This window comes from Streptomyces sp. NPDC059564, assembly GCF_042735575.1.
GTDB lineage: Bacteria > Actinomycetota > Actinomycetes > Streptomycetales > Streptomycetaceae > Streptomyces.
The window spans coordinates 18,687-39,098 of record NZ_JBHWBP010000037.1; the positions used below are offsets into that span (position 1 = coordinate 18,687).

The following is a 20,412-nucleotide window of genomic DNA, read 5'->3' on the forward strand; positions in this document are numbered from 1 at the left end:
GAATGTCGTGACCGCCCTAGCCTCTCCGGACGCATTCGAACGCTGGTACGCCAAACTCGCGCAACCCGTCGGCCGGACCGGGCTGCTGTGGAGCGACCTGCTGATCTCCACCGTCGTGGCGGCCGGTTCGCTGGCCGGGGCCCTGGATCCGGACACGGGACTGGTCGGCGCGGCCCTGCCCAGCACCACGGTCGCCGTCCTCGTCTCGGCCGGCTTCCTGCGGCGCCGGCAGGCGCCGCTGCCGGTCGCCCTGCTCGCCGCGGTAGGTCTGGCCGTCGACGGGTCCCGGGTCCCGGTCTTCCTCGCCCTCTACTGCCTGGCCCGGGACCAGAGCCGCCACCGGACCGTCGTGATCGGCCTCGCCTGGGCCGGCTTCACGTTCCTCAAGGCCCTGCTGCCCGGCCACGCCGGCATCACCCTCGTGGGCCAGTTCGCCTGTGCCGCCCTCTACGGCGCCTTCCCGGTGGTCTTCGGCCTGGGGGCCCGGGCTTACGACCGCAACCTCGTGGCCCTGCGCGAGGAACGGGAGCGGGGGACCGAGCGGACGCGCACCGAGGAACGGCTTCGGCTCGCCCGGGAGATGCACGACGTGCTGGGCCACCGCATCGCACTCATGGCCATGCACGCCGGCGCCATCGAGGCCGCGGGTGGCTCCCGGCCCGAAGGCGGGCGGCTCGCCCGGGCCATGGGCGACACGGCGCGGGCGGCCATGCGCGATCTGCGGCAAGTCCTGGGCGCGCTCAGGGACGGTGAGGGCTCGGTGGTGGCCGGACGCCGGCTGAGCGACCTCGACGCCCTGGCCGAGGAGGCCCGGTCGGCCGGTCTCCCGGTCGAGTACACGGCCGCGCCGCTGGTCCCGGTCCCCCCGGAGGCCGCGCTGACGGCCTACCGGACGGTCCAGGAGGCGCTGACCAACGCCGTCAAGCACGCGGCCGGGGCCCGTACGGTCGTCCGGGTCCACCGTGAGGAGTCGACCCTGTCGGTGTGCGTGACCAATGCGCCCGCGCCCGCGGGGGGCCGAACGGGGGCCCCCGGGGCCGGGGCGGGCTTCGGCATGACCGGACTGCGGGAACGGGTCTCCCTCCTGCACGGCACGTTCGACGCCGGGCCCACCTCGGACGGCGGGTGGCGGGTCTCCGTGACGCTGCCCGTCGCGGACGACACCCGCGCCCTGCCGGCCCGTACCGGCCGGGCCCTGAACGAGGGATGCGCATCGTGATCCGCGTGCTCGTGGCGGACGATGAACCCCTGATGCGCTTCGCTCTGCGCACGCTGCTGGAAAGCCAGGACGACATCGTTGTCATAGATGAGGCGTGCAATGGCGCCCAGGTGCTGGAGCGGGCCCGCGAAGGCCGGCCCGACATCGTGCTGACCGACCTGCGCATGCCGGGCATGGACGGCATCGAGGCGACCCGCGGCCTCATGGAGCTGCCCGAGCCGCCCGCGGTCCTGGTGCTGACCACCTTCGACACCGAGGACGGCATCGCACACGCCCTCTCCGCGGGAGCCACGGGCTATCTGCTGAAGGACGCGCCGCCCGAGCAGGTCGTCGCCGCCGTGCGGCTGGTGGCCTCCGGCGCCGCGGCGCTCGCTCCGGGCCCCGCCGCGAGGCTGGCCCTGTCGGGTGCCGGGCGGGGAGCCGCGAGCCGTCCGGCCGCCTCTCCCGACCTGCGCCGGCGGCTGGCCTCTCTGAACGAGCAGCAGCGGGAGCTCCTGCGCCATCTGGGCGCGGGTCTGTCCAATGCCGGGATCGCCCGCTCGATGCACCTGTCCGAGGGGACGGTCAAGGCCTACGTGTCACGGCTCATGTCCGTACTGGAGGTCGACAACCGCACCCAGGCCGCGATCCTGGCCCATCAGGGGGGCCTGACCGGCGGGGGCTGACGGGGCCGGCGGTCGCAGGCCGAGGACGTACGTGCCGCGCCGGGCCGCCCCGAAGAGCAGCCCCTCCTCGGCCAGGAGCCGGACGGCCTTGCTGACCGTGTCGACGCTGACCCGGTACTCCTTGGCGAGGACCGGCCGGATGGGCAGGCGTCCGGTGAGGGTTCCGTTCAGGATGCGGCTGCGCAACAGGCCGGCGACGCGCTCGGGGACGGTCAGCGCGTCCGGCGCCATCGGCACGCCGTGCGGGGACCCCTCGGCCCGCAGCCGCGTGCACAGGGCCCGGCGGACGAACTGGGCGGTGGGGAGCGGGACACGGTACTCCTGGGCGATCCGGGCGGCCGACGGAACCTCCGCGAGGCCGCCGGCCCCGGAACCTCCGAAGCGGCGCATCAGCTCGTCCGCCACGAGCTGGTACCGGGGTCGTCGCGACCGCTGCCGTCCGTCGTCGTGTGGTGCGTTCATCTCAGAGGGAGGTGTGCGGTACGGGTGGTTCCGGGACCGGGACGGGCTGCAGCGGCGGGGCGCACAGCGCGCGGCGGAGCGCGCGGATGCGGTCCTCCCGCATCCGCAGGGCGATCTCGGCCCCGGGAACGGAGGCGCAGCTGTGGAACGTTCCGGGGTAGTGGTGGAGCTCGGTCGGCACCCCGGCCCGGATCAGCCGCTCGGCGTAGGCGAGGCCCTCGTCCCGGGCCGGGTCGAACTCGCACACGGACACGTGGGCCGGCGGCAGCCCGGCCAGGTCATCGGCGCGGCCCGGTGCGGCGTACGGCGAGACGTCGGGACCGCCCGCGGCCGCGCCCATGTAGTGGAACCACATGTTCGCCGTCTGGACGCGGTCGAGCACCGGCGTGTCCGTGAACTGCCGGGCGGAAGGGGACGTGAGCCGGTCGTCCAGCAGGGGGTCGGCCAGTAGCTGGAAGCAGGGGCGTACACCCGTGCGCTCGCGGGCGAGCAGGCACAGGGCCGCCGCGATGCCCGCGCCGGCGTCCTCGCCCACGACGGCGATCCGGTTGGGGTCGACGCCCAGCGACTCACTCTGGGCGGAAAGCCAGTACAGGACGGCGTGCGCGTCCATGAGGGCGTGGGGATAAGGGTGCTGCGGAGCGAGCCGGTAGCCGACGTTCACGACGACGGCGCCGAGCGCGGTGGCGGTCCAGACGCATTCGTCGTGGCCGCTCTCCAGGTCGCCGGTGACGAAGCCGCCGCCGTGGAAGTAGAGGACGGCCGGCGAGGACGCCCACGGATCCGCGGGGCGGACGGGTGCGTACACGCGGACGGGAACGGCGGGGGCGCCGACGGGACCCGGTACGTCGACCTCCGCGATCCACAGGTCCTCGGGAACGGACCGCAAAGGCTGTTGGTACTGGGCCTGGCGCACCTGCTCCCGGGCGCTGTCGGGGTCGCTGTGGTCGACCGGCGGGAGCATCGCGGCCCAGGCCGCGAGTTCCCTGTCGTAGGCGTGAACCATCGGAGTCCTTTCGGGGAGGGTGGGGAACCGGGGCGCCGCCCGGCGGCGGCCCGGGAGTCAGGCGGGGGTGTCCGCCGGCGGCGTCCGGTGCATGTCGTCCCACCCCGTGGCGGCGGCCGCCATGGAGCTCGGACGGGCGTGCGGGAGCCGCGCGTACCCGAGGGGCCGGGCCGCGTCATCACCGGCGTGGGGGAGGCCGGTGGTCTGCCGGGACGGCCGGCCGCATGCGGACGGAGCCGCCAGGACGCGGCCGAGCGCGAAGGCGCGTGCCGCCTCCGCGGCGGACACGGCCGGACGGCCTCCGGACGGGGAGGAGCGAGACACCACGGGAGTTCCCTTTGCTGCGGTTCGGTAGTGTGCGTCCCGAATATGCCTCTACGGAGGGCCTGACGGGCGGCCGGCTGAAGAGACCTTCAGCTAAAGATCTTTGACCAGCTTGTATCCGGCGCCGCGCACGGTGACGATGCTGGAGCGGCCGAAGGGAACGTCTATCTTCCGCCGGAGGGAACTGACGTACACCTCCACCACGTTGAGCTCACGTGCCGAGGGCGCTTCCCAGACCCTCGTGACGATTTCCTGTTTACTCACGACCTGTTCGACCTGATCGGCGAGACACGCCAGGACGCTGAATTCCTTGGCTGTCAGTCCGATCTCGCTCTCTCCGCGCCAGACGCGCATGGCGACGGGGTCCACCCTCAGATCACCTACGGTCCATTCGGTGCCCGCATTCCGTCCGGAGCGGCGCACGAGTGCCCGCAGACGGGCGACGAGCACCAGGAAGGAGGAGGGTTTGACCAGGTAGTCGTCGGCGCCGGCCTCCAGCCCTTCGGCGATGTCGTATTCGCCGTCCTTGGTGGTGAGGATCAGGATGGGGGTGGTCTGACCCGCGGCACGGAGCCGGAAGCACACCTCGTAGCCGTTCATACCGGCCAGCAGCACGTCGAGCACGATCACGTCGTGATCACCCTCAAGGGCCCGCCGCAGTCCCGCATGGCCGCTGGAGGCCCATTCCGTGCGGATCCCCTCGGCCACGAGTTTCGACCGCAGGGCGTCGGCGAATCGGGCACTGTCCTCGATCAGAAGCAGCTGCATGGGCTCAGCATGCAGACAGCCGTTCCGGGCAACGGAAATCCCTGAGCCAGAATTCAGCTTGGCCTCCTTCCGTCCACGCGTCGGCCGATTTCCTCCGCTCGGACCGAGAGCCCGGTCAACCTGTGCGAATCCACAGGACGTTCGCTTCCATTGCCCGTGCGGCCGCCCTGCTGGGCCTCGGTCTGGCTACGGCCGGCGGTTACGCGACCCTGCGGTCGGAGGCCGATGTCTTCTCCGGCCGGTTCTCGTCGCACAAGACCGAGAAAGTCGAGTTCTACGCCAACGGGCAGAAGACCGCTCACCTCAAGGGCCTGCCCGCCAAAGACATGAAGGCCGGCGACATGACCGCGCCGCAGTCGGTGACGCTCTCCAACAAGGGCAACACGGACATCAACAGCATCGTCCTGAAGACCAGCATCCCGGACCGTGAAGAGGCCAAGGCGCTCGCGGAGGTGATCGACATCGAGGTGACGGGCGGTCACGGCATCCTCCCCACGACGGTCAAGCACTCCCTGGCCGAGTTCGTCAAGGGCCACGTCGACCTCTCGAATGTCGGGGGAAGCTTCTGGGCGTACTGCGCCAAGGAATACCGCTACGTGCCGATCCTGACCGGGTCCATGGAACCCGGCATCGCGAAGGGCACGCTCGTCATCACCGAGCCGGTGCCCACCCGGGAGATGGCGGCGGGCCAGGTCATCGTGCTCATGCCGCCCGAACCGTGGACCCCTAGCGACGGACTCCCGACGGTTCACCGGATCGCCGGGATCACCCATGGCCTCGGCGGCGCGGTCCACATGACGACGAAGGGCGACGCGAACGGCAGCGCGGACCCGTGGCGGATCGATCTGACAGACGGCGCGGGCGAGTACGCCCGAGTGGTGTACCAGGTCCCGCACCTCGGCGACTGGATCGTCACGGTGAAGTCCCTCGGACTCCTGGCCGGGATCTCCCTTGCGGCAGGCGCCGTCTTGCTGTGGTACGCCGCCAAGTGGGCACTGCGCCTCGAGCGCCGCCGGGTCGGCGGAGCGGCCGTACCGCCGGCACCAACGGATCCGTAGCCGCGCTCACACCTGCCGATGAGCCGCCGATGCCATGCCGCGATCGGCGGCTCATCGGTTCACGGCCTCTAGCGCACCCGGCCGTACAGGTTCGGTTCGTACTGGTCGAACGTGGAGATCCGGACGTTCCTGCCGGGCCGCGGGGCCTCCAGGTACCGGCCGTCCCCCAGGTAGATCGCGACGTGGTGAATTCCGGAGGCCCGGCCGTTGCCCGACCAGAACACCAGGTCGCCGCGGCGCAGTTCGGAACGCGAGATCGGGGTGGTGGCCCCGTACTGGTCGTCCGCGACCCGGGGGAGACCGATCCCGGCGCTCTGGTACGCGGCCTTCACCAGGCCCGAACAGTCCCAGCCGTGCGGCCCGTTCCCACCCCAGACGTACGGGTCGCCCAGGTGGCTCATCGCGAAGGCGATGGCCCCCTCGGTGCCGTACCGGACGGGCGTCCCGGAGTCCCCCGAGCCCGCGGAGTGCCCGGACTGCCCAGCGCCGTCACCGGCCGGTCGTGCCGAGCCGCCGCCGGTGTAGCGCTCGTACTTGTCCTTGTGGCCGGTCCACCACCAGGCCCCGTTCCGCTCGTACCAGTACACCCGATCGGCGGGATCCCAGCCCTGGCGGCCCCTGAACACCGGCTCCGAGGTCCGTGCACCGCCGGAACCGCCGGAACCGCCGGCCTGCCGCTGCCCGCCGCTGTTCCGTCGGGCGTCCGTCTTCCCGGACCTGGCACGGTACTTGTCGTAGTGCGAGGTCCAGCGCCACCTGCCGGTGTCGTCCTGGTACCAGTACTTCGAGCCGTCCCAGCCGGCGTGGCTCGGCGCGGGTTCGGCGGCGGCGGCACCGGCTCCGGTACCGGTCAGCACCGCTGCGCCGACCGCCGCGACCACGGCCCTGCGGACGGTGCAGCGATGCCGTCCGGTCGGGGCGGCCGCACTGGACACCGCACGGGTGCAGGCCGCGCAGTCGCAGTGTTCGGGGATCTCTTCGGTGAATTCGGGGGTGCGCAAAGGCACGACTGCTTCCTTTCGGGGTGGGGAGGGTCTGCCGCGGAACGGGCGGAAGGGCCGTTCAGCGGCCGGCGTCCGCGGCGTTGCCGCGTGCCGTGTAGAAGGCGACCGTCAAGTCCTTGACCAGCGCCTTGCGTTCGTAGTCGTCGAGGCCGACGAGGCCCCGGTCCGTCATGCGGTGCACGGCGTCGTCGACGGTGTCGATGACGGAGGTGAGCACGGAGTCCCGGTGGCGGGCGTCGATCGCGGCGACGCGGCGCCGCTGCATGGCCTCGGCCACCTCCGGGGCGTACGCGATCCGCAGCGGGCGGGCGGAGAAGACCTCGATGCCCACGGCCCTGCACTCTGCGGCCAGCACACGGGTGAGTTCGTCGCCGACCGCCTCCGTGTCGCGCAGGCTCCCGGTCGCGGTGGCCCCGGCCGTCGCGGTGGCCCCGGCGGCCTCGGCGGCCTCGGCGGCCCTGGGGAGGGACTCGTCGAAGGAGTCGGCCGGCATCCGCGAGAAGACGCGCGCGACGCTCGACTCGACCTGTTCCCGAAGGTAGGTGAGGTGGTCGTCGACGGCGAGGAGGGCCCGCGCGGTGTCCCTCACCCGCCACACGACCAGGACCACGGCGTGCAGGGCGGTGCCCTCGGCGTCCACCACGGACAGGGGTTCGCTGCGCCAGTGCCGCAGCCGTACGTCGATCCGGGCATGCCGGGGGAAGGGTGAGGACCACAGGAGACCGGTACGGCGGACCGTGCCTCGGTAGCGGCCGAACAGGGTCTGCACGCGGGCGTGTCCGGCCCGGCCGCGCCGCAGTCCGGCGGTGGCGAGGAAAACGGCGAGGAGGCATCCGGCCACAGCCGCGGTCGGCCAGGACTCCGGCTCGGTCCGGGTGGGCAGCCCCCGGGTCCGGACCAGCCAGGCGGCCGCCGCAGCGGCCGGCACCAGGGTCAGTACGGCCCACCAGCCGGAGCAGGCCCGGGCCGGGCGTTCGGCGAGTCCGGGATCGAGGACGGACGGGAGCGGCCGGCGGGTGGCCGGGCGAGTCGGGACGTCCGGCCGAGGACGTCCGGGCCTCGGCGAGCCCGCCGGACGCGGGTGGCGGCCCCGGTCCTGTCGGTCCCGGGGCGGCTCCGGACACGGGGCACTGCCCAGGGCGGGCTGTTCCAGGGTGTCGGGCTCCGGTTCCTCGTCGCGGAACAGCGGTCCCAGCACGACGGGGCCCCGGTACGGACGCACGAGCGGCGCCGGCACGGTCGGGGACACCGGTGCGGGGGCGGGGGCGGACATCGGCTCCGGTGCCGGTACGGGGTCCTGTCGTTCTCGTTCTCCCCCACCGCCCGGTTCCGGCACACCCGGCTCTCCAGCTGTCCGCCCCCCGGTTCCGCCCGGCGCGTACGACATGGCCACCCCAGAAGTTCGACATGATCAAGAACGGATCGATCTTCATACGGCCGCACGGCCTCCCACCCCCGCAAAGGTCCTGAAGGAAGGGACGTTGGTCCTCTTCGCCGGCGCCTGGCGGGCCGCCCCGACCGCACGCTGAAGGGACCTTCAGCCTTCCCGTACCCGGAGGGCGCCCGCGGGCATGCTGGCGGCGGGAGGAACACAATGACTCAACGGATCACGGCAGTTCTGCCCTTCGCGCTGGAGGGCTCGGACCGCGAGTTCCCCCTCGTGGCGAAGCTCGGGTTCCGGGCCGACCACCCGTTCGAAATGTCGATGGAAGTGCTGGCCGGTCCCGGGGAGCGCATCCGCTGGATCTTCGCCCGCGATCTGCTGCTCCACGGCCGCCATCGCCCGTGCGGCGAGGGCGACGTGCACGTCTGGCCCCGACGCACGCCCGGCGGCGGGCGCATCTGGATCCGCCTCTGGTCCGACGCCGGACGGTGTGCGCTGTCAGTGGAGGCGGAGGACGTCGACGACTGGTGCCGACGGATGACCGACCTCGTGCCCGCCGGCAGCGAAGGGGATCACTTCGACCTGGACGAGCAGCTGCGGCCCTTCCTCGCGTGACGCCCTTCCCAGGCAGCACGGTCCGGACCATTCTCGGTCCGACGCACTGCCATCGCCTGCCCGAACCGCCGTTGCCGCAGGTCAGCGGGGGTGCAGGAGTGCAGGGGTGCAAGTGCTGTACCACCAGCAGACGAAGAATCTTCTCGTCTCGAACTCGCCGAAGCGGCTCGGCTTCTTCCAGGAGCACGAAGAACAGCCGGTGCCGCAGCCCGCCCCCGTACCGGCACGGTCGTCGGCGCCCTCACCGCCCTGTCCACGGGCCATGCCGCCGGGGCCGTGCCCGCCGCCCTGACCGGCTTCGGGGCGGGCACCCTGGGCCTGCACAAGCTGATCGGCCGCTGACGGCGCTCATCGGCCCTCGGGTTCACGGCGGTCCACCAGGATGAGCGCCACGTCGTCCGACAGGCGGCTGTGGGTGTGGCGCAGGAGGGCTTGGCGTACGGCGTCCAGGAAGGCGTGGCGGGGGTAGTGGCGCAGGGCCGACATGGTGCCGGCCAGGTCGAAGAAGGTGCCGTCCCGGTCGCGGGCCTCGATGACGCCGTCGGTGTGCAGCAGGAGGCGGTCGCCCGGGGTGAAGGGGTGGCTCTCCGTCCGGACGGGGGGTCCGGTGATGAATTCCTCCAGGCCGAGCGGTGGCAGGGGGGTGCTGGGCGCCAGGGGGCGGACCGTGCCCCCGTGGAGCAGGAGCGGTGGGCAGTGGCCGCGGTTGACGATCTCGATGTGGGGGCCGTCGGGGATCTGGGCGACGAGGGCGGTGACGAAGCCCTCCAGGAGGGCGTCCGCGCCGTCGGGCGGATCCGTCTCCGCGTTCCCGCTCGCGCTCGCGAGGGCGGCGTCGCGCCGCAGGGCCGCCGCGCAGTGGTTGATGACCTCCACCAGGTCGTCCTCGTAGTGCACGGACTCCCGGAAGGCGCCGAGGACGACCGCCGCCGCCCGTACGGCGGGCAGTCCCTTGCCCCGGACGTCCCCGATGATCATCCGGACCCCGTACCGGGTCTGGACTGCGTCGTACAGGTCGCCGCCGATCTGCGCGCCCGTCTCGGCCGCCAGGTACATGCTGGCCGCCCGTACGGGGCCCAGCCGGTCCGGGACCGGCCGCAGCAGGACTTCCTGGGCGGCCGCGGCGATCCGGCGGACCTGGTTGAGCTGGCTCTCCCGGCGCGTGCGGGCGGCGCGGCTCGTCGTGAAGCTCGCCGCCGTGACCAGGGACAGGGCGAGGAGGTTGGTGTAGACCTGTTGGCCGCCCCAGGCGTGGTTGTGGGTGGCGGTGATCACGCTGACGACGACGGCCAGGCCCGCCGCCACGAGCGTGCCCCTGGGTCCCGTCGTCACCGCAGCCAGGGCGGGTGTCGCGACCAGCAGGGGCCCCGTGTAGAGGACGTGCGCGGGCGTGAGCTCGATCAGGAGCACCAGCAGGGCGATCGCGAAGGGCACGCACTCCGCGAGGACGAAGAGGACCTGGTGGTGACCGCCGGCTCCCGGTCCCGGGGGCGAGCGCAAGGGCGCTCTCATGAGTACAGCCTGCCCCTCCCGGACGCGCGGACGCCACTTTGTGTCCCCGGCGGGCCGGCGGGTGGGGCCGGGGCCACCCGAAGGGGCCACGCCGGGAACCCGTCTGCCCCGCTCGGCACGACACCGCCGCGCGCGTAGGGAAACCTCGTGGGGAGTGCAAGGAAGCCCCCGAAGCCCCCTTCGTGAAGAGGCACGCATGGACGAGGTCGAGCGGTACGAGCGATACGTCGGCGGCAGCCCGGAGACCGAGCGGCTGGCCTTCGAGCGGCTGGCGAAGGAGCTCCTGCGCGTACAGCTCAAGGTGAAGCGCCGCAGCGGCGCCGCCGCCCTGGAGCGGACCTTCCACGCCAAGGCGGTCCTCGGCGTGGAGAACGGGCGCCTGCGGTTCCGCGACGACCTGCCCGAGCAGCTGCGGACCGGGTTCGCCCGGCCCGGGGCCGAGTACCCGGTGACGGTCCGGCTGTCCAACGCCAGCGGCGTCCGCCGGCCCGACTCCGCGCCCGATCTGCGCGGGGCGGCGCTGCGCGTCGAGGTGGGGCCCGAGGAGACCCACGATCTGCTGATGACCAGCTTCCCGGTCTCCCACGCCCGCGACGCGCGCGAGTTCGTGGCCTTCGCCAAGGCCATGGCGGGCGCCGATTCGCGGCCCGCACAGGGGTTCGCGCTGTTCGTCAAGCTGCCCCTGGCGGTCGGCTGGTCCACGGCGGGCCGCATGCGGCGCAACGTCGTCGCGGGGACCAGGCGCACCGTGTCCAGCCTGGCGCTGGAGACGTACTGGAGCCGGGGCGCGATCCTGTGGGGCGCCGCGGGGCCGGTGCGCTACCAGCTGCGGCCCGCTCCGGGCGCCGTCCCGGCCCCGACGGGGGCGCCGGCCGGTCCCGACGGCCTGCGGCGCGAGCTGGCACAGAGACTGGGTGCCGGGGACGTCGTCTTCGAGCTGTGCGTACAGCGCTACGTGGACCCGCGGCGCACCCCGGTCGAGGACGGCGCGGCCGAGTGGAGCGAGCGGGACGCGCCCGTGGTGCCCGTAGCCACGCTGACCGTCCCGCGCCAGGACGTCCACACGGCCGAGGCGCGCGCCGCCGAGGCGCGGGTCGACCTGCTGGCCTTCAACCCGTGGCACACCGCGGAGGGCTTCCGTCCGCTGGGGAACCTCAACCGTGCCCGCAAGCTCGCCTACGAGGCGAGCAGCGCGCACCGTCTGGGCCGCCGCTTCGTGACCGTGGAGCCGCGCCGCAACGCCCTGCTCGGGACCCCGCTGCGGGCCGCCTTCCGTTCCGTGAACCGGGTCGTCCCGTGGCACCGGCTGCCCACCCCGGTCGCACTGCTGAACCTGATGGCGTTCCGGCAGACGCTGCGCCGGCACAACCTGATCGACACCGAGGTGCACGAGGCGCCGCCCAAGGCGGGCCCGGTGGAGCCGCCGGTGGACGAGGAGCTGCTGGTCAGGCGCAGCTACGACGGCAGCCACAACGACCTGTCGCAGCCGCGGATGGGCGCCGTCGGCGCGACCTTCGGGCGTTCCATGCCGCCGGTGTACCGGCCGGACCGGTTCGACACCCCGAACCCGGTGACCGTGAGCAGGGAGCTGCTGCGGCGCGAGGCCTTCATCCCGGCGAAGTCGCTGAACGTGATCGCCGCGGCCTGGATCCAGTTCCAGGTGCACGACTGGGTCAACCACAAGCGGGTCCCGGTGGGCACCAGGAGCGTCGAGGTGCCGCTGCCGCCCGGCACCGACTGGCAGAACACCCCGGGCGGACCGCGCGAGAAGGTGATGCGCTTCGGTGACGACGAGCCGCTGGACGCGGCCGGGAGCGGGCGGCCGCCGATCGTGTTCGCCGGCGGCGTGTCGCACTGGTGGGACGGTTCGGAGGTGTACGGCGGCGACCAGGCCGTCGCCACGTCCCTGCGCGAGCCCGGCGGCGGCGCCGGGCTGCGGCTGGAGCGGGGGCACCTGCCGACGAGCGCGGAGGGCCTTCCGGTCACCGGGTTCAGCGACAACTGGTGGCTCGGCCTGAGCGCCGTGCACACCCTCTTCGCCCGCGAGCACAACGCGGTGTGCGAAGCCTTGCGGAACGAGTACCCGCACCTGGACGAGGACCGGATCTACCACACGGCGCGGCTGGTCGTCTCCGCCCTCATCGCCAAGATCCACACGGTGGAGTGGACTCCCGCGATCCTGGCCACCAAGACGCTCGACATCGGGATGCGGACGAACTGGGAGGGGCCGCCGAAGAACTGGCTCGACCAGCTGGGCGTCTGGCTGCTGGAGGCGAACGGCAAGGGCGGCATCCCCAGGACCCTGCCCGACCACCACGGGGCCCCGTACGCCCTCACGGAGGAGTTCGTCACCGTCTACCGGATGCACCCGCTGATCCCCGACGACTACGAGTTCGTCGACCACCGCTTCGGCCGCCGGCTCGACACCCTCGGCTTCGACGACCTCCAGGGCGCCGCGGCGGAGCCGCTCATCCGCAAGACCGGCCTGGTGGACTCCCTGTACTCGCTGGGCATCGCCAACCCGGGAGCCATCACCCTGCACAACTTCCCGCGCTCGCTCCAGGCGTTCCGGCGCGACGGGGAGGTGATCGACCTGTCCGTGGTCGACCTGGTGCGCACCCGCCGCCGCGGCGTCCCCCGCTACAACGACTTCCGGGCCGGGCTGCACAAGCCGCGGATCCGCCGGTTCGAGGACCTGTCCCAGGATCCGGACACGGTCGCGCGGCTGCGGGACGTCTACCGTTCGGTGGACGACGTCGACACGGTGGTGGGGCTCTTCGCCGAGAATCCGCCCGCGGGGTTCGGCTTCAGCGACACCGCCTTCCGCGTCTTCATCCTGATGGCGAGCCGGCGGCTGCAGAGCGACCGCTTCCTCACCGTCGACTTCCGGCCCGAGATCTACACGCCGCTCGGCATGGACTGGGTCGCCCGCAACGGCATGACGAGCGTCATCCTGCGGCACTGCCCCGAGCTGGCGGGCGTCCTGCCGCGTGGGGCGAGCGCCTTCGCGCCCTGGCGCCCGGTCCAGCCGGTCCGCAACCACGACGGCCGCGGCTGAACGGGGAGGGGCCATGTCCGCACCCGAAGGCCCCGGCCGCCGCCACCCCGGCCTGGAAGAGCTGCTCGCCCGGCCGCTGCTGGAGACGGTCTTCGGCCGGCGCACCCACCGGGTCAGCCGGGGAGCCTCCGTACCCGCCGGGTCGATGAGCTACAGCTCCCCGCACCCGCCGCGGCCGCTGGACGAGCTGGAGGAGGCGGTGCTGATCGCCCTCACCGGCTCCTCCGGGCTCACCATGCCCGACCGGCCCTTCGAGGACCCGCGCGACCACAAACCGATCATGGCGAAGCCGAACCTGAACATGACCGGGCGGACCGCCGGCAGCCCCGACAACGCGCAGGCCACCCACTTCTTCATGATCAACGACAGTGGCACGTACTACTTGCGCAAACTGCCGCCCGCCCCGGGGAGCCCCTTCGACCCGGACACCCTGGTCGAGCGGGCCCGCCGGGCCAAGGTACGGGTACTGGACCACCGGCTGGACGTCGCCGAGGGGATGCGCGACTTCCCGGCCTACCTCGACTCCAACCGGTTCCTGTCCAACCTGCCGGGCACCACCCTGTTCCTGCCGGTGGTCGACCTCTCCCACCAGTACGTCAACGCCCTGATGTACCTGCTCACCCAGCCCGACGGAGCCCGGCCCACCCTCGTCGACGACCGCAACTTCTACCGCCCGGCCGGGGTGCGCAAGTGGGTCGAGAACGGTTTCCTCAACCCCGGCATCAAGATGCCGCTCGGCGCCCTGGGGCCGATGCGCACCCAGATCGAGGCCGATCTGCTGCTGCAGAACATGATGCTGGTCGCGGACGCGATGGGGCTCGGCGCCTGGATCCACGCCACGATCAACCCGCAGATCATGCTCGGCGACCCCAAGTTCTCCCGCGCCTACGGCCGGATGCTGGGCTTCGACTTCGTCACCCCGAAGTTCCGCCCCCTCGACGTGCTCCGCTGGCAGGTACCGCTGCCGAAGTACGCGGCCCTGCGCGCCCACCCGGTGGGACTGCGGGCCGGCGGCGAACACCTCATCAAGGCCGCCTGCCCGCCCCACTACCCGTCGATGGCGGAGGCCGTCGACTCCGTCGTCCGGTCCAAGTTCGGCAAGGACGGCGTCTACGCGGACAAGGAGCTCTTCGCCCGCGTCTACAAGGACGACTACGCGCAGCGCTACCTCGCGGAGGCGAGCGAGTACGACCGGCAGGTCATCGACTGCGCACGGGACATCTGCGTGTACGTCCACGAGACCCACGGCCGCTTCCCCGCGCACACCGACGCCATCCACGTGCCCGGCGTCTGGCTGCAGACGCACCACGTCGAATCCGAGTACTACGACCGGTTCTTCCGGGGCGGCCTGACCGAGGCGCACCGTCGGCACGCCGCGCACTGGGACACGTAGCCCTACCGGAAGGGAGAGGCCATGAGGGTCTACGAGGCCATCGTCAAGGGGCTGGAGGGCATCGGGGTACGGGCGGCCTTCGGCGGTGCCGGGGAGAACGCGGCCGGCCTGATGCTGGCGCTGAAGCACTCGCGGCTGATCCGGCCCGTCATCACGCGCCACGAGCAGGCCGCGTCGTTCATGGCCTGCGGCTACGCCATGTACACCAACAGGCTGGGGTTCTGCTTCGCGACGGCCGGGCCGGGGGCGTTCAACCTGTTCTCGGGGCTGGCCGTGGCCATGTCGGACTCCTATCCCGTCCTCGCCGTCTCGGGGTACGCGTCGATGGAATGGCGCGGATGGGGCTCGCTCAACGAGACCTCGGGGCGCAGCCGCACGCCCGACTCCCAGGCCATGTTCGCCGCCACGACCAAGAAGTCCTTCCTGCTCACCGATGCAGCCGACACCTGCGACGTGCTGGAGGAGGCGGTGAACACCGCCTTCGAGGGCAGGCCCGGACCGGTGCACATCCACGTACCCGAGAACCTCACCCACCGGGGCGTCGAGGTAGGGAACTTCCGGCCGGTGAAGCTCGACGTGGCGCCGGTGCTGCCCGATCCCGCGCGGGTCGAGGAGATCGCGGACGTACTGGCGGACGCCCTCGCGCGGGGCCGGCGGATCGTCGCGCTCGTCGGCTTCGGCGCGGTGCGCAGCGGGGCGGGACCCGAGATCAAGCGGCTGATCGAACGCTTCCGGATCCCGCTGCTCACCACCCTGGACGGCAAGGGCATCGTCTCCGAGGGGCATCCGCTCGCGGTCGGCGTCTTCGCGGACAGCGGCCACTCCAGTGCGTGGAAGGCCTTCCGCGAGGCGGACGTGGTGCTGTGCGTCGGCAACTCCCTCAACCAGCACGCGACGTTCAATTACCGCCCGGACCTCTTCGAGGACAAGCTGCTCATCCATGTGAACATCTCCGAGGGCGAGTTCCACAAGGCCTACCCGCCCGACCACGCGCTGCTGTCCGACGCGCGGCCGGCGGTGGCCGCGCTGACCGACGCGCTGGAGCGGAGGGTCGGCGAGGTCCCGCCGGTGGAGGTCGACGGGCGGGACTACGAGGCCCGGCACATCACCCACCTGACGGGAGGGATCCACCCGGGGCAGCTCGCGCAGTCGATCGGCCGGATGCTGCCGCCGCGAGGGGTGCTGCTCGCCGACGCGGGGGCCCATCTGGCGTGGCTCGGCTACTACGTGGAGCTGGAGGAGGGGCAGAACTTCCGCAAGGCCGGCTCCTTCGGGCCGATGGCCGGACACGTCAACGGGGCCATCGGCCTGAAGGTGGCCCATCCGGAGCGGACGGTGGTCGTCGGCTGCGGCGACGGGTGCTACTCGCTGTCCGGCTTCGAGCTGATGACCGCCGTGGAGAACGAGATCCCGGTCATCTGGGTCATCTTCAACGACGGCCAGTTCAAGCTGATCAAGCTCTTCCAGCTGGTCACGTACGGCGAGTCCGCGCTGGTCGAGTTCCGCAACCCCGACTTCGCTGCGTACGCCCGCGCGTGCGGGGCGCAGGGCTACGAGGTGGAGACCCTGTCCGAGTTCGAGGAGGCCTTCCGCGCGGCCCTGGCCTCGGGCCGGCCCGCGCTGATCGACGCCCGGATCACGCGGTGGGCGGTGCCGCACTACAGCCCGTCGCCGGACGGGGTGATCCCGGCGCTGGTGGAGGCGGTGGAGGAGCGCCTGCGGGACGCGTTGGACTGAGGGGGTGGGCCCTGGGTGGGCCCTACTTCGGCACGGAGGCGCTGCCGGCCAGGCTGTGCCACACGCCCACGACGATCGCCAGCTGGGCGGCGAGGTAGGCGACCTGCGCGGACAGGCCCCGCAGCTGGTAGACCGAGAGCAGCAGGCCGAGGCCGCTGGGCCAGAACCTCCTCTCCTCGCTGAAGGTCTCCATGTCCATGCAGATGCTCGTGAGCGTCAGGACCAGGAGCATCAGCGCCACGTGCAGGAAGACGTACCCGAGTTCCGTGTCGGTGATCTGGGTGACCAGGGCGCCCACACAGACGGGGATGGCGTAGGCGGCGGTCAGGCTCAGCGCCCGCACCGGACTGCGGCGTCCGGGGAGCACCCGCCACAGCGCCCCCAGGACCAGGCCTCCTCCGGCCCATGCCACTTGCCACGCCAGGCACTTCGCCGCGATCTCCGGCAGCCCTGTGAGGCTCTGGAACGTGGCCATCTGGGTCCGGTCGTCCTTGAGGTAGCTCAGCCAGACGAGGGCGAGACTGGCCGGGACCCCGAAGCAGAATGCCAGGCGCGCGGCACTCCTGGCGTTGTCCCACCAGTCCTCGCCGGGCCCCCAGCTGAGGGCTGCGTCCAGCACGGAGATCTTGGCTGGTGAACGCTCCTTGCCCCGACCGGCGTACAGCCAGTGGTACAGCCCGTCCAGCCTCTTTTCCAACTCCTCGCGTGAGAGGTCTTCCGCCCGGCCACGGTCCAGCGCGTACAGCTTGTGGTGCAGGTTGCGGAACTCGTGCGCCTTGTTCAGCAAGACGTGCCGGCGCCGCTTGGTGCCCAGTCTTCGGACGAGGAACTCCTCTTCGGTACCACCCAGGACGGAAAACCGCCGGCCGACCGTGACCACGGCGTACAGCGAGGCGATCATCAGCAGGAGCCAGACGCCGAACAGCAGGTTGGAACCCGCGAAATCGACCTGCCGGAACCCCACGGAAAGGGCGAAGACCGCGACGGTCAGCAGGAGATCGGCCCTGGCCGGCCCCAACGGCGGTCCTTCGTCACACGCTTCGGGCCGACCCTGTCGGTCTCTGACGCGGATCTGCAGCAACGCGACGAGCGCGATGCCCGTGAGCAGCCACGCGTAGGCGTAGACCCATGTGAGGCCGGAGTAGGGAAACAGGGCGAGAAACTCGACCCAGGCCTGGTCGCGGGCGGTCTCGGACTCGTCGATGAGCCAGTAGGCGCGACTCCACCAACGCGCGTGCGTCCACCAGAAGGAGGTGAGCAGCGCCGCCGCCATCACCGCGAGCAGGGCCGTCGCAATCACCGTGGAACGGATCGGCGCCTCGTCCCACGCCGTGTTCCAGGAACGCCGGGCCATCGCCCCTTCCCGCACGAAACGCCACGCCCATGCCGCCATCGCGGCGAGCCACAACCACAGCGTCCCCAGCGCCAGCAGTGTCAGCCCGATGCGGCCCGGAAGGGCCACGACCGACACGAAGCCGGACACCGCCACGGCTGAGGCGATCAGGCTCACCGCCCAGGCCCGGCGTCGCTGGGCCTCCGCGATGTCGACGCCGGCTGCTGTCTCCTGCGCGGTGGGGGGAGACGAAGACCTGACGTGACACCACGGACGGGCGGCCAGGCCCAGGGCCAGGGCCAGCGCAATCGCGACGAGGTGGCGCCAGGACGGTCCGGCGGGCAGGGGCCGATCCACGATCAGCACGCGCAGGACAGCCGCCACCGCCGTGCTGAGGACGGCCCACAACAGGATCACCCGGCAAAGCCGACCGGTCACGGGGTGCCGGAAGCGGCTGGTGAAGCGGGATGCACCGGGCTGCTTCGGCGACGCATAGAGCACGGCCACCACGCTCACGAGCGAGGTGAACGCCCACCAAGTGGCGACACCCACCCAGCCCAGGGTCCACCACTGCTCGCCCACGTTGAAGGAGCGCTGCCAGGGGGGATCCACGTCGACCCGAACGTCGAAGGGTTCCGGTTCGGACCACACCAGGCGCTCCGGGTCGGCAGAGGAAGGCGGAGGAAAGACATTGGTGGCTTCGAGCCCGTCCAGTTGGACCTCGACCTGGCCCCACTTGGCATTCTTCAGCGTGTTCGGCGGCCGGAGGAAGACGCTCCAGTTGTCGCCCTTCCTATTGACGTCGATCCGCCATGGACCGAGCAGGAAAGGCCTGTTCTGCTCGATCCATGCGGTCGCCTCGTAATTCACGGTGACCAGGTCGCCCCGGACGCTCACCCGCGGGTCGTGGAAGCGCCACTCACGATTGCGCGGGACGTTCTCATCCCCCCGGAGGAGGCAGCGCATCGCCTTCCGGTACAGAGCCGACTTCTCGCTGAGGGCCAGATCCGTGGCGCGGGGCCATTCCTTCGCCGAGACGGTGACGGTGAGGGTCGAGATCACCTGAGCGTAGCTGCGGTCGTGGTAGTCGAAATCGAGCCTGGCACTCACGTTGTGGGCCTTCAGACTCCCCGCCTCACAGACGTCGACAGCGTGGGCCTGCTGTGCCCCGCCCCACGCCGCCATGGCTGCGGTGAGCAGTAGGATCAGGCTCCACCACCGGGTTTGCACCATCGCGCCCCGTTCGCATCGTCTCCTCCGGCACCCCGTCCTGAGACCCTCTAACACGCACCGCACCCCGCCGCACCCGGACACGCGGCCGCCGCACCCCGCTCACCCTCCCGGCCTCCGCCGACCGGATTGCGGGGGAACGCTCGGAGGCCGACGATGGCAGCGGGGGGTCCTGCCCACACTCCACGGGACGTGCCATGACCCACCCCAAGGAATCCACCGCGCGCAAGCCCCTCCCCCGCTTCGAGGAAGCCGAAGGGCTGGGGCCCTGGGACGCGGCGTTCGTACGGGACCTCGTCGAGGTGCTCGACAAGCACGGGAACCTGGACCGCTTCGGCCTGTGCCTGCTCCACGACCACTTCCCGCTCGCCCCCGACGAGGTCATGGTCGAGACGAACGACCCCGCCGCGCGCACCCTGCACGCCCACGTGGAGAAGCGGGACCGGACGCGGCACGTCACGCCCTCCCAGTGGCGGTTCGCGCCCCACGGCGCCGCGGTGGACGAGGGCGGGCCGTACCAGGTCGTCATGCTGTGCGACCCGCTCGACCTGTGCCCGGGCCGCGGCGGGTCGCGCTGACCGGCCCGCACGGCTGATCCTGCTCGGCGAGGACGCCTCACCGCACCTGCGCCGCCAGACATCCCTCGACGTGCTGGTGAGCCCGGCCTCTCCGCCCGAAGGGCGCTCGGGCCAGGATCCGAAGCCGTCCGCTCCCCGGAGTCGCCCGAAGGGGGAGAATGGCCGGTACGGCAACACCCTGCGAACCCATGGCATGAGGACGTGCCAGAGGACGTGAGGCCGATGGCACTGTCGCATCCTTCCGGCACACCGACGCGCGCTCGGCTGTGGGCCCGGCTGGCCCTGGCCTGCGTGCTGGGCGCGGTGGCGGCGTTGGCGGCCGCGAGCGGGCGCGGCGGTCTGCTCGTCCTCGTGGCCGGGGTCGTCGGCGTGGCGCTCACGGCCGTGGGTACGTGGTGGATGCTGGCCCACCACGGGGCGGTGCGGGTGGTCGGGGCACTGGTCATGGTGGGCGCACCGGTGGCCGTCCTGATCGTCTACGCCCGGGCGGACCTGTGGCCCGCGGCGCTGACCGCCGTCGCGCTGTGGGGAGCCGCCGTGGTGTGCGCGCGGGCGGCGTTGCGCGGGGCGCGACGGCCCCAGGGCATGGAGGCGGTCGCCTGCTCCCTCCCCCGGCAGCCGGTGCTGATCATGAACCCGAAGTCCGGCGGCGGCAAGGTCGGCCGGTTCGGCCTGGTCGAGAAGGCCGAGGCGCTGGGCGCTCGGGTCGTGCTGCTGGACCCGGCGGTCGGGACGGACGTCGCTTCGATCGCCCGTCAGGCGGTGGCAGAAGGCGCGGACCTGCTCGGGGTGGCGGGCGGCGACGGCACTCAGGCCCGGGTGGCCGAGGTGGCGGCCGAGCACGATCTGCCGTTCCTGGTGGTCTCCGCGGGCACCAGGAACCACTTCGCCATGGATCTCGGTCTGGACCGCGAGGACCCGGCCCGGTGCCTGGACGCGCTGGCCGACGGGGAGGAACTCCGGGTCGATCTGGGCTTCGTGGGCGGCCACGCCTTCGTCAACACGGCCTCGTTCGGTGTCTACGCGGAGATCGTGCAGCGCCCGGACTACCGGGATGCCGAGGCGC

Annotated in this window: 17 protein-coding genes; 9 read left to right on the forward strand and 8 right to left on the reverse strand. The window is 72.0% G+C overall.

All coding sequences use genetic code 11. The features are described 5' to 3' along the window. Positions 1–7: 7 nt before the first annotated feature. Together ACFV0Q_RS10080 and ACFV0Q_RS10085 are read left to right on the forward strand one after the other, a co-directional pair. Positions 8–1,219, forward strand: a complete 1,212-nt coding sequence (locus ACFV0Q_RS10080) for a sensor histidine kinase (RefSeq protein WP_385003334.1) — start codon at positions 8–10, stop codon at positions 1,217–1,219. Beyond that, entirely contained in the window at positions 1,216–1,884 is a 669-nt protein-coding gene (locus ACFV0Q_RS10085) for a response regulator (RefSeq protein WP_385003337.1), read from the forward strand. The genes ACFV0Q_RS10080 and ACFV0Q_RS10085 overlap by 4 nt, the downstream gene beginning before the upstream one ends. On the opposite strand, the gene ACFV0Q_RS10090 is transcribed toward ACFV0Q_RS10085, so the two are convergent. From ACFV0Q_RS10090 to ACFV0Q_RS10105, 4 genes are all read right to left on the reverse strand, one after another. Continuing rightward, the gene (locus ACFV0Q_RS10090) at positions 1,798–2,346 is read right to left on the reverse strand and encodes a GntR family transcriptional regulator (RefSeq protein ID WP_385003340.1); all 549 of its coding nucleotides are present in this window, start codon (positions 2,344–2,346) and stop codon (positions 1,798–1,800) included. The genes ACFV0Q_RS10085 and ACFV0Q_RS10090 overlap by 87 nt on opposite strands. 1 nt (position 2,347) lies before the next feature. Further along, positions 2,348–3,352: an alpha/beta hydrolase gene (locus tag ACFV0Q_RS10095; RefSeq protein ID WP_385003343.1), complete on the reverse strand. Its 1,005-nt coding sequence runs from the start codon at positions 3,350–3,352 to the stop codon at positions 2,348–2,350. 57 nt (positions 3,353–3,409) lie between these two features. Further along, entirely contained in the window at positions 3,410–3,679 is a 270-nt protein-coding gene (locus tag ACFV0Q_RS10100) for a hypothetical protein (RefSeq protein ID WP_385003346.1), read from the reverse strand. 90 nt (positions 3,680–3,769) lie between these two features. Further along, the gene (locus tag ACFV0Q_RS10105; RefSeq protein WP_385003349.1) at positions 3,770–4,444 is read right to left on the reverse strand and encodes a response regulator transcription factor; all 675 of its coding nucleotides are present in this window, start codon (positions 4,442–4,444) and stop codon (positions 3,770–3,772) included. Positions 4,445–4,566: 122 nt separating this feature from the next. On the opposite strand from ACFV0Q_RS10105, the gene ACFV0Q_RS10110 reads away from it, so the two are divergent. Continuing rightward, entirely contained in the window at positions 4,567–5,502 is a 936-nt protein-coding gene (locus ACFV0Q_RS10110) for a hypothetical protein (protein WP_385003351.1), read from the forward strand. Positions 5,503–5,570: 68 nt separating this feature from the next. Here ACFV0Q_RS10110 and ACFV0Q_RS10115 read toward each other — a convergent pair whose 3' ends face one another. Further along, positions 5,571–6,509, reverse strand: coding sequence for a C40 family peptidase (locus tag ACFV0Q_RS10115; RefSeq protein ID WP_385003354.1), 939 nt, complete (start codon positions 6,507–6,509; stop codon positions 5,571–5,573). 55 nt (positions 6,510–6,564) lie between these two features. Then, positions 6,565–7,779, reverse strand: a complete 1,215-nt coding sequence (locus tag ACFV0Q_RS10120) for an SPFH domain-containing protein (RefSeq protein WP_385003357.1) — start codon at positions 7,777–7,779, stop codon at positions 6,565–6,567. Positions 7,780–8,100: 321 nt separating this feature from the next. Between ACFV0Q_RS10120 and ACFV0Q_RS10125 the strand changes: the two genes are divergently transcribed. Further along, the gene (locus tag ACFV0Q_RS10125; protein WP_385003360.1) at positions 8,101–8,505 is read left to right on the forward strand and encodes an SsgA family sporulation/cell division regulator; all 405 of its coding nucleotides are present in this window, start codon (positions 8,101–8,103) and stop codon (positions 8,503–8,505) included. Positions 8,506–8,853: 348 nt separating this feature from the next. On the opposite strand, the gene ACFV0Q_RS10130 is transcribed toward ACFV0Q_RS10125, so the two are convergent. After that, complete coding sequence (locus tag ACFV0Q_RS10130) at positions 8,854–10,017, reverse strand: PP2C family protein-serine/threonine phosphatase (protein WP_385003363.1); 1,164 nt, start codon at positions 10,015–10,017, stop codon at positions 8,854–8,856. Positions 10,018–10,213: 196 nt separating this feature from the next. Here ACFV0Q_RS10130 and ACFV0Q_RS10135 point away from each other — a divergent pair, with 196 nt between their 5' ends. Genes ACFV0Q_RS10135 through ACFV0Q_RS10145 form a run of 3 tightly spaced genes read left to right on the forward strand, consistent with a single transcriptional unit; the run spans position 10,214 to position 16,205 of the window. After that, positions 10,214–13,075, forward strand: coding sequence for a peroxidase family protein (locus tag ACFV0Q_RS10135; protein ID WP_385003366.1), 2,862 nt, complete (start codon positions 10,214–10,216; stop codon positions 13,073–13,075). Between the two features lie 13 nt (positions 13,076–13,088). After that, complete coding sequence (locus ACFV0Q_RS10140; RefSeq protein ID WP_385003369.1) at positions 13,089–14,468, forward strand: hypothetical protein; 1,380 nt, start codon at positions 13,089–13,091, stop codon at positions 14,466–14,468. 21 nt (positions 14,469–14,489) lie between these two features. Beyond that, the gene (locus ACFV0Q_RS10145) at positions 14,490–16,205 is read left to right on the forward strand and encodes a thiamine pyrophosphate-binding protein (protein WP_385003372.1); all 1,716 of its coding nucleotides are present in this window, start codon (positions 14,490–14,492) and stop codon (positions 16,203–16,205) included. A 22-nt stretch (positions 16,206–16,227) separates the two neighbouring features. Here ACFV0Q_RS10145 and ACFV0Q_RS10150 read toward each other — a convergent pair whose 3' ends face one another. Further along, entirely contained in the window at positions 16,228–18,771 is a 2,544-nt protein-coding gene (locus tag ACFV0Q_RS10150; RefSeq protein WP_385003375.1) for a DUF6185 family protein, read from the reverse strand. Between the two features lie 194 nt (positions 18,772–18,965). Between ACFV0Q_RS10150 and ACFV0Q_RS10155 the strand changes: the two genes are divergently transcribed. Then, a complete protein-coding gene (locus ACFV0Q_RS10155; protein WP_385003378.1) occupies positions 18,966–19,346 on the forward strand; it encodes a hypothetical protein in 381 nt (126 codons plus the stop codon). Positions 19,347–19,568: 222 nt separating this feature from the next. Next, on the forward strand, positions 19,569–20,412 hold an 844-nt coding region (locus ACFV0Q_RS10160), incomplete at its 3' end, for a diacylglycerol/lipid kinase family protein (RefSeq protein ID WP_385003381.1).

Coding starts and splice junctions, on each gene's coding strand:
- ACFV0Q_RS10095 (WP_385003343.1), bottom strand. CDS start 3,352: ATGGTTCACGCCTACGACAGGGAACTCGCGGCCTGGGCCGCGATGCTC.
- ACFV0Q_RS10120 (WP_385003357.1), bottom strand. CDS start 7,779: ATGTCCGCCCCCGCCCCCGCACCGGTGTCCCCGACCGTGCCGGCGCCG.
- ACFV0Q_RS10135 (WP_385003366.1), top strand. CDS start 10,214: ATGGACGAGGTCGAGCGGTACGAGCGATACGTCGGCGGCAGCCCGGAG.
- ACFV0Q_RS10145 (WP_385003372.1), top strand. CDS start 14,490: ATGAGGGTCTACGAGGCCATCGTCAAGGGGCTGGAGGGCATCGGGGTA.
- ACFV0Q_RS10130 (WP_385003363.1), bottom strand. CDS start 10,017: ATGAGAGCGCCCTTGCGCTCGCCCCCGGGACCGGGAGCCGGCGGTCAC.
- ACFV0Q_RS10150 (WP_385003375.1), bottom strand. CDS start 18,771: ATGGTGCAAACCCGGTGGTGGAGCCTGATCCTACTGCTCACCGCAGCC.
- ACFV0Q_RS10090 (WP_385003340.1), bottom strand. CDS start 2,346: ATGAACGCACCACACGACGACGGACGGCAGCGGTCGCGACGACCCCGG.
- ACFV0Q_RS10105 (WP_385003349.1), bottom strand. CDS start 4,444: ATGCAGCTGCTTCTGATCGAGGACAGTGCCCGATTCGCCGACGCCCTG.
- ACFV0Q_RS10140 (WP_385003369.1), top strand. CDS start 13,089: ATGTCCGCACCCGAAGGCCCCGGCCGCCGCCACCCCGGCCTGGAAGAG.
- ACFV0Q_RS10155 (WP_385003378.1), top strand. CDS start 18,966: ATGACCCACCCCAAGGAATCCACCGCGCGCAAGCCCCTCCCCCGCTTC.
- ACFV0Q_RS10125 (WP_385003360.1), top strand. CDS start 8,101: ATGACTCAACGGATCACGGCAGTTCTGCCCTTCGCGCTGGAGGGCTCG.